Origin of the sequence: Paenibacillus tyrphae (assembly GCF_000722545.1) — a bacterium.
GTDB classification, from domain to species: Bacteria; Bacillota; Bacilli; order Paenibacillales; family NBRC-103111; genus Paenibacillus_G; species Paenibacillus_G tyrfis.
On record NZ_JNVM01000051.1, the window covers coordinates 1 to 13,579 of the forward strand.

A 13,579-nucleotide genomic window follows, 5' to 3' on the forward strand; every position below is an offset into this window, starting at 1 on the left:
CTTACAGGAATACTTTGAAACCTGTGAAAATACCGCTAATTCTAATCCAATTCACAGGTTTCAAGAGCGGCTGGAGGGATATACCCCACCGGCTTATGCGGAGATTCTATTCCCAATGAGCAAACCCCGCCTAAAAATAGGCGGGGCCAAAGGCTAAAGGCTACTCCGTTAAGCGCAGGAACTCGTTGACGTCGGAGATGGTGACGTCCATCGCCTGCTGCCAGAAGTCCGGCTGGCGCAGGTCGACGCCGAGATGTTTGCTCGCCAAGTCTTCGACCGTCATCCGCCCAGTATCGCGCAGCAGCGCGATGTACTGGTCTTCGAACGCCGCGCCCCGGCGGAGCGCTTCGGCGTACAGACCGGTGCTGAACATGTAGCCGAAGGTGTACGGGAAATTGTAGAACGGCACGTCCGTCAAGTAAAAATGCATTTTCGATGCCCAGAAGTGCGGATGATACTCGGCAAGCGTATTCCGGTACGCCTTCTTCTGAGCGGCTTCCATCAATTCGTTCAACCGCTCGATGCTCACAAGCCCGTGGCGGCGCGCTTCATAAAAGTCCGTCTCGAACAAGAACCGGGCATGAATGTTCATATAGAAAGCGACCGAACGCTGAATTTTATCCTCCAGCAGCGTTAACCGTTCTTCGTCGGTTGCAGCCCCTTTCACTGCCGCGTCGGAGACGACCATCTCGGCGAACGTGGAAGCCGTCTCGGCGACGTTCATCGCATACTCCTGAGCCAGCGCCGGCAGATCGTTCATCACATGCTGATGGTACGCGTGTCCGAGCTCGTGCGCGAGCGTCGATACATTCGATGCGGTGCCCGCATAGGTCATAAAAATACGGGTTTCTTCGGAGATGGGGAACGACGTGCAGAATCCGCCGGGACGCTTGCCTGCGCGGTCCTCCGCTTCGATCCAGCCATTCTCGAACGCCATTACGGTGAATTCGGCCATCTTCGGGCTGAAGCGGCGGAACTGTTCTACGATGAGCTGCGCGCCTTGATCATAGCTGAACGTCATATTGCCTTCTCCGACCGGGGCGTCGACATCATGCCATGCCAATTTCTCAACGCCCAGCAGCTTCGCTTTCCGCTCCAGATAACGGACGAACACGTCTTTGCTCTGCTCAATCACGCCCCACATCGCATCCAGCGTTTCCTTCGACATCCGGTTAATGGTTAACGGCTCCCGATGAATCTCATCCCAGCCCCGGCGCTCATACAGCTTAAGCCGGAAGCCGCCCAGATGATTGAGCGCGTCGGCGCAGTAATCGGCATGCTTCGCCCATTCCCGCTCCCACAGCTCGAATACCCGCTGCCGTACGCTGCGGTCCGGGCTGTACATTTTGTTGGCGGCTTGTCCCGCCGAAAGCTCCGTAATGCCCCCGTTCTCTTCGAACGGGATGCTGAATTTGCTCACGGTCGTGTTGTACAGCTCGCCCCAACCGTGATACCCGTCTACGGCAAGGTCGTGGATAAGCGCCTCCTGCTCCGGCGGCAGCTTCTCCGAAGCGAGCCGGCGCCGCTCTTCAAGCGGGTAAGCGATTTCACTCAGCTCCGCATGAGCAAGCAAGCTTCGCCAAGCCGACTCGGGAATGCGGCGCAGAAAATCGTCAAAACGCGTCAAGGCGGAAGCGAAAGCGGCTTGAATCGACTTCACCTGCCCGGTGAGCTGGACCGCGCGCTTGTCGCTTTGATTTTCCGCCGTCAGGCAGCCGGTGAACGACTCCGCTTCGCGTATTTTTAATAAAGCCGTTTGCACCAACACGATCACGGGAAGCAGCGATGCCGATTGCTCGGCCCTTTCCGGTACGGCCAGCCCTCTTAACGTCTCGTCAAGCTCGGCGATGTTCGATTGCAGCTCTTTCAAAAATTGAATAAAAGCATCAGACCCGCTGCCTCCCGGAAAAAAGCGCTCCAAATTCCAAGTTTGCGGCAAAGGATTATGCATGGGTAAACACCTTCCTTATTTATACATTATGTATCTCTTTCCATTAAACCACAATTTGGCGCAAAACCAAAATGCTGCGGCCCCATTTTTTGGTTGAATTTTAGGTCTCGGATATGATTAAATGGAGACTGTAGATCTATAGACTGGAGGGACTGCGAATGAGACCTTTGCAGATTTCACCTGAGACGGCGCAGAAACTCGCGAAGGAATTGAAGGTTCCGATCGAACATCTGATGCATATGCCTCAGCATATTCTTTTGCAGAAGCTGGCCGAGCTCGCCGGACAGACGAAGGACAATTCCACGGCTCCGACACCGGATAAAGATTCCGGCGTTTCCGGCCGGGAGTAGACCTATGATTCCATTTGAAAATACATGGCCCTATGAACGGATCGGACAAGACGTGTATGTGCACAGCTGCCCCTTTTGCCACGCTGCCAATGTTTTGCTGCCGCTCAAACTTAAAGACCTCTCGGAACTTCGCGAAGGCGTCAAAAAACTGCTCGTCTTCCCCTGCTGCCGAAATAAAGAGACTCTGGTCGATGCCGACCAAGATTATTTGCTTGCGGGCCGTCCGCTGCGCCGATACGGCAAAGAGTAAGCGTTCCCGCCTTCCCAGGAGACATCTTCATGGATTTCTTTGCGCTTACGCATGCTTGTACTTTGATAGCGCTCAGCTATATGGCACTTAAGATACGCAATCTGCTGGTTATCGAACGTTTACAAGCATTAGCCGTGCCTTTGCTGACGGGAGCCGCCAGCATCGTTATGATGCTCTTGCCCTTGCCGGGGGACTCCCTGTTCAGCGACTTGAAATTCGCACCGATCGTCATGGCCGGCCTGCGATTCGGCTGGGTCTCCTCTCTGCTGTCCACCTTGCTTCCCGCGGGGTACATGCTGCTGGAGCACAGGCCGGACTGGGGTATCGAATCCGTTCAGGCCCTTCTGCTGCCCGCCATCATCAGCTCGCTGTTTCATCGGAAAGAATACGATTCCGGTTATTCTTTCATCCGGCTGACCGACGGATGGAGCGTCTGCGCGATTCTCACCGTGGTACGCGTGGTTTCGCAAGTCCAGCTGGAGACGACCCAAACCTCGATGTTCTGGCTGTCGCAGCTGCTGATGCTCGTCTTCTCGGGGCTGGTGATCATGGCCTTGATCTATATGTTCAATGACGAGAATAAAATCTGGATCGTACAGCGGAAGCTGGAGCTGGAAGCGAAACAGGATAACCTGACCCGGCTGCCGAATCTGCGCGGCTTTATGGATATCGCCAAGCGGACCGTCCGCAGCCGGCGCATCGCCATCATGATGATCGATATCGACAATTTCAAACGGTACAACGATACGTTCGGACACTTGCACGGAGATCAGCTTCTTCGGGAGGCCGGACAACTGCTGAAAACGGCCGTCCATGAGCAGGACTACATCGCCAGATACGGTGGAGAAGAATTCATTATTTTAAGCCACATGACAGATGAAACCCAGCTGACGCACTATGCGGACTGGCTGCGCCACAACATCGAAGAGCACCACTTTTACGGGGATTCCGTGGCCGGAACGACGATTTCGATCGGCATCTCCATCTCCCGCATGCCGGGAGACGAGCTCCGCCGGCTGATTGCCGAAGCGGACGAGGCCCTGTACGTCTCCAAGCAATCGGGCAAAAACCGCTATACGTTCTATCGGGCGGATCAAACGCAGCAAAAAAACGCTTGAAGCGTTCTCGGATCGATACCGGGAAGCTTGAAGCGTTTTTGAGTTGAAGGCGTTAGGTCAATTCCTGGGCCTCGGGTTCGAGCACGACCGAATCCGCATGCATATCCTCACGGGCCACGGCCCATTGCTCGCGGCATGCCCGAATCATGCCGGCATCCATAATGTGCTTGTCGTTAATGACGCGCGAGAACCATTTGACCGCTTGGTTATACTGCTTCAGTCGACGGTTGAGCTCCCCCATCAGGTACATCAGACGGGCATTGTTCATCTCCGCCGCTTCCGTCTCGAACGCCCGCGTATACTCATCCAGCGCATGCTGCAAAAACCGGGCTTCCTGCTCCTTGTCGTTCCGGTAGCGGTAAAGCCAGGCGATATGGTGCAGCATCCCGGCGGTAATGCGCCCTTTATCGTTGACCGTCTGGGCGGTAACGAGCGCAAGCTTGTAGGCGTAGAGCGCATCTTCCCACGTCCGTTCGCCCCCGTAGTCCTTGTACGTCCAATGGTCGGCGATTTTTTCGCGGAATGCCGTTTTTTGTGCAGGCGTCAGCCGGTCTTTGGAATTCTCCGTCCCCGCAAACCCGCAGTGGGGGCAGATACGTACGACATAATAGTCGGGGTTGATATCCTTATAATGAACGCAGAAATCGGTGTCGGTCCCGGAAGCCTTCTTGAAGCTCGGGCGGACGCGGGACGTTTGAAATACGGCGTCGCAGTGATGACATCTGACGCTGACTTGAAATAAAGGTTCGACCACGGAACACACTTCCTTCAGCTTCGTTTTCTGGTTTCGATAAGCTTCGTTAGCTGTTGCTATGGCTGTTGACAAAATGATACGCCGGGCCCTTCAGCCGCTCCGGTACGGCAAGCCGAAGCTCCCGTTCCATCCCCGTTTCTTCCAGCGCCTCCGCCATACAGCCGAGCCAGGCGTCCGCGCGTTCCGGCGTGATCGGAAACGGCAAATGCCGCGCACGCATCATCGGGTGCCCGTACTGCCCGGAATACAGCGGCGGTCCGCCGAAAAATTGCGTCAGGAACAAGTACTGCTTTTCCATGACCGGCGTAATGTCTTCCGGGAACAGGGGCCCCAGCAGCGGATGCGCCTGCACCTTCGGGTAGAATGCCTCCACAATGCTGCGGATGGCCGCCTCCCCGCCGATCGCTTCGTAAAACGTCATCTCCCGTTCTCCCCGGGTCATGCGGTTCATCTCCCAACGAAAAAAGATGCTAAGCTGCCTTGCACCTTAGCATCGTTATTTTGTAAAACGCTTCATACATCCTCTTCGCCCGACGTCATCAACGTCTCCCTAATGACATACACAAAAGCGCATACGAGAATTCCAGCAATGATACCCATCATCTGAAATCACTCCCATTCTCATATTGGTACTATTGTACCATACATAGCTCGAAAATTCAGCCTTTTTCTGACGACCCGGCAACTTTTTCGTCCCTGTGCCTGCGCGTCCGGGAGGCATGTCTCCCCGCGGCGGCTCATATATCAGAATGACAGGCCTTTCTCGAAAGGAAGTGGTACCTCTGCTTGGCAAACGAATATCCGTCCATGTCGCCGCATCGCTCGCCGTCCTGCTGGCCTGCTTGATGCTCGCTTTCCCCGCCGAGGCGTTTCAAGCCTCGCTGAAAGGATTGTCCATCTGGTGGGACGTGCTGTTTCCGGCGCTGTTCCCGTTCTTTGTCATCGCCGAAATCATGCTCGGGCTGGGTATCGTGCATTTTTTCGGCATGCTGCTCGATCCGATGATGCGTCCGGTATTCCGCATTCCCGGTATCGGAGGCTTCGTTATGGCCATGGGCTTCGCCTCCGGCTATCCGATCGGCGCGCGCCTGACGTCGCAGCTGTGGACACAGCGGCTCGTCAACCGGGAAGAAGGCGAGCGGCTGGTCGCTTTTACAACATCGTCCGACCCGATTTTTCTGATCGGCGCCGTAGCCGTCGGTTTTTTTCACGATGCCGCGCTTGCGGGCGTGCTCGCCGCGGCGCATTACGGCTCGGCTCTGCTGATCGGCCTCCTGATGCGGTTTCACGGCAGGCCAGAGAAGCACACCAATGAGTACCGCCAGCCGGCGTTCACCTCTCTCCTTGAGGCCTCCCCCGGCCAGCCACTGTGGCGCCGCGCTTTCGAAGCGATGCATCATGCCCGGATGAACGACGGCCGGACACTGGGCGCGATGCTGCAGCAGGCGCTCGCCTCGGGGCTGCAGATGATTTTCGTGATCGGCGGGCTCGTCGTCTTTTTCTCCGTCGTCATGGAAGTGATGGCTTCCGCGAAGGTGATGAGCTTGTTCTACGCGGCCATCGAATCGGCGCTGGGCATCTTCAGACTGCCGCTCCCACTCGCCGAAGCGGTAGCGAGCGGCTTCTTCGAGGTGACGCTCGGGGCCAAAGCCGCAGGTGCGGCAGCCGGCGTCCCGCTCGTGTATCAGGCGGCGATCGCCGCCTGGGTGCTATCCTGGGGGGGCCTTTCGGTGCATGCGCAGATCATCAGCCTGCTGCACCATACGAACTTGCGCTACACGCCGTTCGTCGCGGCCCGATTCGTCCACGGCCTGCTTGCGGCAGGGCTTGTCATGGTTCTGTGGCAGCCGCTTGCCCCTTATCATGCCGCGCTTGCCGCTTTTTTTCCTAAACCGGATATGACCCGCCCGCTGGAGACGCTGGCGCAGCATACGCTTCCGGCGGCCGGGCTTACGTTTGCTGCGGTGCTGGGCGCATCGCTGCTCCTATCGCTCTGCTTTCTTATAGGGAAAAGATGTATGAAGCGGATTCGATCATAAGATACTACTAGGAGCCAACAGAAGCGTAACCGGTTCCTTCTGCTTCCGCAGTCGAAGAACCAAATTCAGGGTCGAGGTGAAACGATGTATACGATGTTCCATCGAAGAGATTTGGCGCTGCCGCCTGCGATCGGGCGATTGACCGAGCTTGCTTTCAACCTGTGGTTCAGTTGGAACGACGGAGCCAAGGCGCTGTTCGCGGCGATCGAGCCGAAGCTGTGGGACCAGTTCCGGCACAATCCCGTGCGCTTGTTGACGGAAACGGATGCAGCCGTGCTGAAGGAGCGGTCGGAGGACGAAGCTTTCCTGCAGCGATACCGTGACGTCATGGCCGAGTGGGACGCGTACCGCGAGGCGGAAACGTGGTTTCAGAGGGAATACCCGCAGCACGCCCGCCAGGCGATCGCTTACTTCTCGGCGGAATTCGGCTTTCATGAATCGCTTCCGATCTATTCGGGAGGGCTTGGCGTTTTGGCCGGGGATCACTGCAAATCGGCCAGCGACTTGGGCGTGCCGCTCGTGGGCATAGGATTGCTTTATAAGAAGGGCTACTTCGATCAAAAGCTGGATACGGAGGGAGGGCAGCTGGCCGAAAATATCGCCTACGACTTCAACAAGCTGCCGATCGTCCCCGCCTATGTTCCGGTGCTGGAAGACCAAGCGCCGGATGCAGGTCAAGAGGATGGCGCGCCTCCGCTGCGGGAGTTGGCCGTTGACGTGCCGCTGGCCGATCGAACCGTCCGCTTGAAGGTATGGCAGGTGCAGGTCGGCCGCGTGCCGGTCTATTTGCTCGATGCCGACTTGGAGGAAAACAACCCCTGGGACCGCGAGCTGACGGCTCAATTATACGGCGGGAATCAGGATATCCGGATTGCGCAGGAGGTGCTGCTCGGCGTCGGCGGCGTCAAAGCGCTGCGGGCGCTGGGAATTCCAACCGGCACGTTCCATATCAACGAAGGGCATGCGGCGTTTCTATCGTTCGAGCGCATCCGCGAGCAGCTCGACAAAGGCTTGACGTTTCACGTCGCGCTGGAGGTCATCCGCGCCAGCACCGTATTTACGACGCATACGCCGGTACCGGCCGGGCATGATGCGTTCCCGCTTCCGATGTTCGAATATTATTTCAGCCGCCTGTTCGCCGATTATCCGTCCGCCCGGCGGGAATGGACCCGGCTTGGGCTCGACGAGCCGAAGCAGTTGTTCAACATGACTCACCTAGCCTTGAATACCTCCGCGCTGCGCAACGGGGTCAGCAAGCTGCATGGCCACGTGTCGCGCGAGATGTTCCAGGCCTTCCACGGCGGCATTGGTATCCCGGAGGTGCCGATCGGGCACGTGACCAACGGCGTCCACCTGAGCACGTGGCTCGCCCCCGAGCTCAAGGAGCTGTTCGGCCGCTTTTTGCCGGGGACGTGGCTGAGCCATCAAGCCAATAAAGACGCGTGGAAAACCGTCGATCTGGTGCCAAGCGAGTCGCTCTGGTCCGTTCATATGGAGCTGAAGCAGCGGATGATCCGGCTCGCCCGCGCCAACCTGCGCGAGCAGCGGCGCCGCAACAGCCTGCCGGCGGACCGGATCGAGGAGGTCCGGAACTATTTGTCCTCGGACGCGCTGACCATCGGCTTCGCCCGTCGGTTTGCGACCTACAAGCGAGCCAATCTGATCTTCAACGATTTGGAGCGGCTGGACCGCTTGGTGAACGATCCGAACCGGCCGGTACAGTTCGTCTTCGCGGGCAAGGCGCACCCGGCCGACCGTCCCGGACAAGAGCTGATCCGCGAGATCTACAGGGTATCCGAGCTGGACCGGTTCCGCGGCAAAATCGTGCTGCTTGAAAATTACGACATGAACATGGCGCGCCATCTGGTGCAAGGGGTGGACGTCTGGCTCAACAACCCTCGGCGGCCGTACGAGGCAAGCGGCACCAGCGGCCAAAAAGCCGCGATGAACGGCGTCATCAACTTCAGCGTGCTGGACGGCTGGTGGGAGGAAGGCTACGACGGCGCCAACGGCTGGAGCATCGAATCGAGCGACGGGGCGGATGCCGGTACGCAGGAACGCGAGAACACCGAAGCGATCTACCGGCTGCTCGAAACGGAGATCGTGCCGCTCTATTACAATCAACGCCCAATCCCGGCCCAATGGGTCGCCCGGATGAAGCGCTCGATCCGCACGCTCGCACCGGTGTACAATTCGGACCGGATGGTCATGGAGTACGTGAACGAATTTTACGTCCCCGCCTTGAAGCGGACGCAGCATTTCGTAGCCAACCGCTATGACGAAGCGACCAAAGTCGCCGATTACAAAAGGTTTATCCGGAAAAACTGGCATCACGTCCGCGTCGCCGAGCTGAACGATCCCCCGGCTCATACGAACGCGACCTCCCCCAAGGAGGTCACGGCCACGGTGAAATTCGGACCGGTCTGGTATAAAGATACGGCGGTCGAGATCGTCTACTACGAGGAAAAAGCGGGCCGCTGGGACCCGGTGATCGTGACGATGGAGCCTGTGCGCGAGCTCGGAGACAATATGGTGCTGTACCGGGCGGTCCTTCCGCCCCATCTCCAGCATGGCCCCCATTACAGCGTGCGCGTGTATCCGGTGAGCGCGAACTTCGCCCGCCACTTCGAGCTGCCGCTGGTTACAACCTTTTAACGGAACGACGGGTCAAGTCTCGATCCAGCCTTTGTTTTGGGCAATCGCCACGGCGTCGATCCGGTTTTTGGCTTCGAGCTTCTGCATGATTTCGGAGATATAGTTGCGCACCGTGCCCGGAGATAAAAATAAGGCGCCGGAAATTTCGCCCACCGTCGATCCTTGGGCCAAATGCCGCAAAATATCCTGCTCCCGCTCCGTGAGCGGGTTTTCTTGTTCCCACATCGAGTAGGCGAGCTCGGGACTGATGACCCGGCCGCCCGCATGAATGGTGCGCAGAGCGCCGGCCAGATCGGATACGGGGGCGTCCTTCAACAGATACCCCTGTACACCCGCCCGCATCGCGCGTTGAAAATAGCCGGTCCGGGCAAAGGTCGTCACGATGACGACCCGGCACCGGCTGCCCTCCGCCTTCAAACGCTCGGCTACGTCGAGTCCGCTCAGCACCGGCATTTCAATGTCCATCACGCAAAGATCGGGGTCCAGGCTCAGGATAAGCCGCAGCGCCTCTTCCCCGTCCCCGGCTTGACCGGCAACCTCGATATTTTCTTCCATCGAGAGCAGCGTGCTCATCGCGCCCCGCAGCATGCCTTGGTCTTCCGCAATAACGATTTTCATCAATTTCCCTCCGTTTGCTGCCGTTTAACAACGTTCGGAACCGTAATGGTCAACATCGTTCCCGTTTCCTCCTGTTTGGAGAACTCCAGCGTCCCTTCAATGAGCGACAGCCTTTCCTTCATCCCCAGCAGGCCGCTTCCCGTCTGTCCGAGCTTGCTTCCCGCGCCGTCGATCCCGACGCCGTCGTCGTGCACCTTAAGCACATAGGAGCCGGATTTCTCCATCAGCTCCACCTTGCAATGCTTCGCCCTGCTGTGCTTGACCACATTGGTCACGGCTTCCCGTAAGCACATGCTTAGGATGTTCATCACGACGGGTGTCGTCCGAATCCGCTCCGCATCCCCTGCCGTCTCGAAACCGATCCCGGCCGAGCTCAAAATCTCACCGGCTTGCCGAAGCTCGTCCGCGAGATGCACCGCGCGCATATCAGAGATGAGCTCCCGGACCTGCTTCAGCACGGTTCTGGACGTCGTCTGGATATCCCTCGCTTCCTGCACCGCCCGTTCGGGATCGTGCGGGATGAGCCGCTCGACCAGCTCGCCCTTCAGCGTAATCAGAGACAACGTATGACCGAGCGTATCGTGCAGGTCTCTGGCGATCCGCTGGCGCTCCTCGTTTTTGATCAGCCGCTCGATCTCGTCGTTCGCATGCCGCAGCTGCTTGCGCAGCTCTTCCGCCTTCCGCTGGGATCTCATGGCAAAGGGCAGCACGGCAAGAATGATCAGAGTGGGAACAAAATCGAATTGCAGCGCCTCGCCCACTTTTTCGTAAAACAAATAGATCGTTAAGCCAAAGGCGGCCACCATGTACGCGACGGCAAACGAAACTTTGCGGACGGTAGAAAGCATCCCGATCGCCATGATGCAGTAAAAGCCGAAATATAAAAAAGAGGGGGTATACACGTACCCCAAAACGGCGACGGAGGTAATCTGGACCAGCGCATAAACAAAACGTCTCTCCCTGTCCCACAACGCCTGCCGGAAAGCAAACGCCAGGATGGCGACGCTCACGTATCCGATCCACGCTGCGTGGAAAGGCATCTGCAGCAAGTAATATAAAGGGATCGTCAAATTGATGACCCAAATGAAGCCGAAATGCTTGAATTTTTCCGGAAAAAACCGGAATGGCAACCTTATCTTCATTTACACCGCTTCCTGTTTTTTGGCGAGATAAGAAGATAGTAACACAAAAACGATCAAATACGCAGCCAAAACCATCAAGCTGGTCCATTCGGGCAAATGGCCGGCAATCAGCGACCAGGTCCCGTTTCCGAAATTGTAGGACGGCGTCCAAACGGCGATGGCCTTCATCATCGGCGGCATCGCAGCGACGGGCATCCAAAGGCCGCCGATCAGCGACAGCCCGATTTGCAGCAGGCTAGCGATCACTTGGGCAAGTTCCGCCTTTTTGACCATACCGACAAGCGTGCCTAGCGCTAGGAACGTCAGCGAGCCAATCAGGAGCCATAAGCCACAGCCGACCCATTGCACCATACTGAGCTGAACCCCCTTGATCAAGCCGCCCGCCAAAAACATGACGACGATAATCGCCGTATTCACCAATGCCATGGAGACGATTTTGGCGCCGACGTACGCGCTGGAAGGCAGCGGCGTCACATGAAGACAGCGCACCCAGCCTTGCGCCCGCTCCTGGGACATGCGAACTCCGAGCGTATTAATACTGACGGACAGCAGGCCGAAGGCCGTCATCGACATGAGATAATACGTTTTCCAGACGGTACCGCCCATATCGGCATCGCCCCCGACGGAATTCGTAAAAATAAGATAAAACAGCATTGGAAATCCGATGGAAAATAAAACGACCTTTTTGTTGCGAAGCGAGCGCAAAAGCTCTGCCTTGCATTGGGCAATGAACATATTCATATTCGTCATCCTCCTGTGCTTTCGAGTGGTTTAGACCATTGTTTCCGCTTCCGGCGAGCCGACCAGCGATTGAAAAGCGTCTTCCAGCCCGCCTTTGTGCGTTTCGATATCCTGAATGTCCAGATCGCTGCGGATCAACGCGTAGAGCAGGCCGTCCGTATCCCTGCCGTACACCTTCACGCGGCGGCCGGTCCACTGCACGTCGGTCACGCCGGGCAGGCCCAGCAGCCGGTTGGTCATCACATTCGAGCCGGCGGTGAAAGATACGTGCCGGCTTCCGGTGCTTTCCTTAATCTCGTCCAACGTCCCGTCGGCGACGATTTTGCCTTGGTTGACGACGACGACCCGGTCGGCAATGCTGTCGGCTTCCTCCAAATAGTGGGTCGTCAAAATAATCGTCCGCCCGCTGCCGGCAAAGGAGCGGATCGTCCGCCAAAACAGCTGCCGCGACGTCACGTCCATCCCCACCGTCGGTTCGTCCAGGAATATCAATTCCGGGTCGCCGGCCATCGCCAATGCGAAGCCCAAACGCCTCATCTGTCCCCCGGACAGCGAAGTGGCGTACTTGCCCCGGTCGTCTTCGAGCCCGGAAATTCGCAGCAGCTCTCCGGTCGATAACGGGTTTGTATAGTAGCTGCGGAACAGATTGATCGTCTCTTCCACCTTCAGGCTGTCGATCACGCTTACCTCCTGCAGCATCGCGCCGATCCGGTTACGGACGGCCCGATCCCGCGGACTGCCGCCCATCAAACGCACGGTGCCTGCCGTGGGGGCGGTCAGCCCCAATACCATGTTGACGGTCGTCGATTTGCCTGCGCCGTTGGGGCCAAGCAGCGCGACGATGCTGCCTTGCTCGATATGCAGCGTCATGTCGTCCACGGCTTTTTTCTCGCGGTACTGCTTGGTTACATGTTCAAGTTCGATCGCGTGCTTCATGATTTCATCACCTTTGCTGTTCGGGTTAACTTCCTTGGATAAATCATATAATGCCGCGGTCTGGCACTGTAGTTATTCGTATCATCTCTTTCGGGTGATAAATATCATCTCGTGCTCGGAACGGCACAAAACAATAGAGCCTGCTCTCCGACCAGAAGCATCAGGAGGGCAGACTCGCGCGCACAAAGCCGGGAAGACGCTGAAACGAACTCGAACCCCTCGCTTCCGGCATTGTGTTATTTTACATTATTGATTATTATGGATGTAAACGGTAATGAAAGTTTCAGAAAGTCATACCGTGTGGTGATAACTGATGAACTGGACCTTGGCCATGGCAAACGAAACGGTTGTTTTCCCGAGAAGCTGCAGTCTCATCGTGGTAGGCGAAACCAAAGAGGGCTCGCCCTTTTGCTACGAGGACAGCTTTACGCTTCTCAAGGGTTCCGCGGAGGAACTGACGGTCACGCTCGATGCCGCGTCGATCCATCCGCTGGAGAAGCTGCATCATGTATGCTTTATTGAATTTTCTTTCCGCGAGCAGGGCATTCTGTATTATGCTTTGGTTGATCTGCTGCATTTGGAAACGAAGCGTAATGTATGCACGTTAACCTTAACCGCGCCGCTGGAGCTGAAGCAGTCGCAGAAAAGGCGCTATCCGCGTATTGCCCTGCCTACCCGCACGCCGGTTACTTCCCGGATCGTCGGGGTACGGGAGCAAATATCGCATCAGAACGTGGCGTTTACGGGACAAATCCTGGATTTGTCCAGCGGAGGGATGGCATTCATGACGTCGACCCGCGTGTTTTGCCCGCTCGAATTGGAATTATCTTTTGTTCTTCCCGGCATTGCCCAGAAGATTACGGTCTATGGGGAAATCGTACGCGTGGCCCATTTCAGCAACGATGCTTACCGGGTAGCCGTACGGTTCCATCGTGTTCCGGACAGCACTGCCGCGCTTATGGAGGAGTATTGCTCCGCTTCGGGAGCCGATAGCTGACGAAAGCGGATAGTTATAGGAGGATAAC

The 13,579-nt window shown here is 57.1% G+C and carries 13 protein-coding genes; 6 read left to right on the forward strand and 7 right to left on the reverse strand.

Annotation, left to right across the window (positions count from 1 at the left end; translation table 11 throughout):
• Positions 1-160: 160 nt before the first annotated feature.
• The gene (locus ET33_RS33655) at positions 161-1,951 is read right to left on the reverse strand and encodes a M3 family oligoendopeptidase (protein WP_036692873.1); all 1,791 of its coding nucleotides are present in this window, start codon (positions 1,949-1,951) and stop codon (positions 161-163) included.
• A gap of 158 nt (positions 1,952-2,109) precedes the next feature.
• On the opposite strand from ET33_RS33655, the gene ET33_RS33660 reads away from it, so the two are divergent.
• Genes ET33_RS33660 through ET33_RS33670 form a run of 3 tightly spaced genes read left to right on the forward strand, consistent with a single transcriptional unit; the run spans position 2,110 to position 3,669 of the window.
• Positions 2,110-2,301, forward strand: coding sequence for a YycC family protein (locus ET33_RS33660; RefSeq protein WP_036692877.1), 192 nt, complete (start codon positions 2,110-2,112; stop codon positions 2,299-2,301).
• Between the two features lie 4 nt (positions 2,302-2,305).
• Positions 2,306-2,551, forward strand: a complete 246-nt coding sequence (locus ET33_RS33665; RefSeq protein WP_036692878.1) for a hypothetical protein — start codon at positions 2,306-2,308, stop codon at positions 2,549-2,551.
• Positions 2,552-2,580: 29 nt separating this feature from the next.
• On the forward strand, positions 2,581-3,669 hold the full coding sequence (locus ET33_RS33670; protein WP_051776013.1) for a GGDEF domain-containing protein: 1,089 nt from the start codon (positions 2,581-2,583) through the stop codon (positions 3,667-3,669).
• Between the two features lie 52 nt (positions 3,670-3,721).
• Here the strand turns inward: ET33_RS33670 and ET33_RS33675 are convergent, their stop codons facing one another.
• Together ET33_RS33675 and ET33_RS33680 are read right to left on the reverse strand one after the other, a co-directional pair.
• The gene (locus tag ET33_RS33675; RefSeq protein ID WP_036692880.1) at positions 3,722-4,423 is read right to left on the reverse strand and encodes a DUF2225 domain-containing protein; all 702 of its coding nucleotides are present in this window, start codon (positions 4,421-4,423) and stop codon (positions 3,722-3,724) included.
• Positions 4,424-4,469: 46 nt separating this feature from the next.
• Positions 4,470-4,865: a globin domain-containing protein gene (locus ET33_RS33680; protein WP_036692882.1), complete on the reverse strand. Its 396-nt coding sequence runs from the start codon at positions 4,863-4,865 to the stop codon at positions 4,470-4,472.
• A gap of 307 nt (positions 4,866-5,172) precedes the next feature.
• Between ET33_RS33680 and ylbJ the strand changes: the two genes are divergently transcribed.
• Together ylbJ and glgP are read left to right on the forward strand one after the other, a co-directional pair.
• Positions 5,173-6,462, forward strand: a complete 1,290-nt coding sequence (gene ylbJ, locus ET33_RS33685) for a sporulation integral membrane protein YlbJ (protein ID WP_051776014.1) — start codon at positions 5,173-5,175, stop codon at positions 6,460-6,462.
• A gap of 84 nt (positions 6,463-6,546) precedes the next feature.
• Positions 6,547-9,117, forward strand: coding sequence for an alpha-glucan family phosphorylase (gene glgP, locus ET33_RS33690; RefSeq protein WP_036692886.1), 2,571 nt, complete (start codon positions 6,547-6,549; stop codon positions 9,115-9,117).
• A gap of 12 nt (positions 9,118-9,129) precedes the next feature.
• On the opposite strand, the gene ET33_RS33695 is transcribed toward glgP, so the two are convergent.
• The 4 genes from ET33_RS33695 to ET33_RS33710 are packed head-to-tail and all read right to left on the reverse strand — an operon-like array spanning position 9,130 to position 12,554.
• On the reverse strand, positions 9,130-9,738 hold the full coding sequence (locus ET33_RS33695; RefSeq protein ID WP_036692888.1) for a response regulator transcription factor: 609 nt from the start codon (positions 9,736-9,738) through the stop codon (positions 9,130-9,132).
• Complete coding sequence (locus ET33_RS33700; RefSeq protein WP_036692890.1) at positions 9,735-10,877, reverse strand: sensor histidine kinase; 1,143 nt, start codon at positions 10,875-10,877, stop codon at positions 9,735-9,737. The genes ET33_RS33695 and ET33_RS33700 overlap by 4 nt, the downstream gene beginning before the upstream one ends.
• The gene (locus ET33_RS33705; protein ID WP_036692893.1) at positions 10,878-11,618 is read right to left on the reverse strand and encodes an ABC transporter permease; all 741 of its coding nucleotides are present in this window, start codon (positions 11,616-11,618) and stop codon (positions 10,878-10,880) included.
• A 30-nt stretch (positions 11,619-11,648) separates the two neighbouring features.
• Complete coding sequence (locus tag ET33_RS33710) at positions 11,649-12,554, reverse strand: ABC transporter ATP-binding protein (RefSeq protein WP_036692895.1); 906 nt, start codon at positions 12,552-12,554, stop codon at positions 11,649-11,651.
• Positions 12,555-12,867: 313 nt separating this feature from the next.
• On the opposite strand from ET33_RS33710, the gene ET33_RS33715 reads away from it, so the two are divergent.
• Positions 12,868-13,551: a flagellar brake protein gene (locus tag ET33_RS33715; protein WP_036692897.1), complete on the forward strand. Its 684-nt coding sequence runs from the start codon at positions 12,868-12,870 to the stop codon at positions 13,549-13,551.
• The last annotated feature ends 28 nt before the right edge of the window (positions 13,552-13,579 follow it).

What these genes read in the sequence shown, in the direction of transcription:
- ET33_RS33655 (WP_036692873.1), bottom strand. Translation starts at nt 1,951, where the DNA reads ATGCATAATCCTTTGCCGCAAACTTGGAATTTGGAGCGCTTTTTTCCG.
- ET33_RS33660 (WP_036692877.1), top strand. Translation starts at nt 2,110, where the DNA reads ATGAGACCTTTGCAGATTTCACCTGAGACGGCGCAGAAACTCGCGAAG.
- ET33_RS33665 (WP_036692878.1), top strand. Translation starts at nt 2,306, where the DNA reads ATGATTCCATTTGAAAATACATGGCCCTATGAACGGATCGGACAAGAC.
- ET33_RS33670 (WP_051776013.1), top strand. Translation starts at nt 2,581, where the DNA reads ATGGATTTCTTTGCGCTTACGCATGCTTGTACTTTGATAGCGCTCAGC.
- ET33_RS33680 (WP_036692882.1), bottom strand. Translation starts at nt 4,865, where the DNA reads ATGACCCGGGGAGAACGGGAGATGACGTTTTACGAAGCGATCGGCGGG.
- ylbJ (WP_051776014.1), top strand. Translation starts at nt 5,173, where the DNA reads ATGACAGGCCTTTCTCGAAAGGAAGTGGTACCTCTGCTTGGCAAACGA.
- glgP (WP_036692886.1), top strand. Translation starts at nt 6,547, where the DNA reads ATGTATACGATGTTCCATCGAAGAGATTTGGCGCTGCCGCCTGCGATC.
- ET33_RS33700 (WP_036692890.1), bottom strand. Translation starts at nt 10,877, where the DNA reads ATGAAGATAAGGTTGCCATTCCGGTTTTTTCCGGAAAAATTCAAGCAT.
- ET33_RS33705 (WP_036692893.1), bottom strand. Translation starts at nt 11,618, where the DNA reads ATGAATATGTTCATTGCCCAATGCAAGGCAGAGCTTTTGCGCTCGCTT.
- ET33_RS33710 (WP_036692895.1), bottom strand. Translation starts at nt 12,554, where the DNA reads ATGAAGCACGCGATCGAACTTGAACATGTAACCAAGCAGTACCGCGAG.
- ET33_RS33715 (WP_036692897.1), top strand. Translation starts at nt 12,868, where the DNA reads ATGAACTGGACCTTGGCCATGGCAAACGAAACGGTTGTTTTCCCGAGA.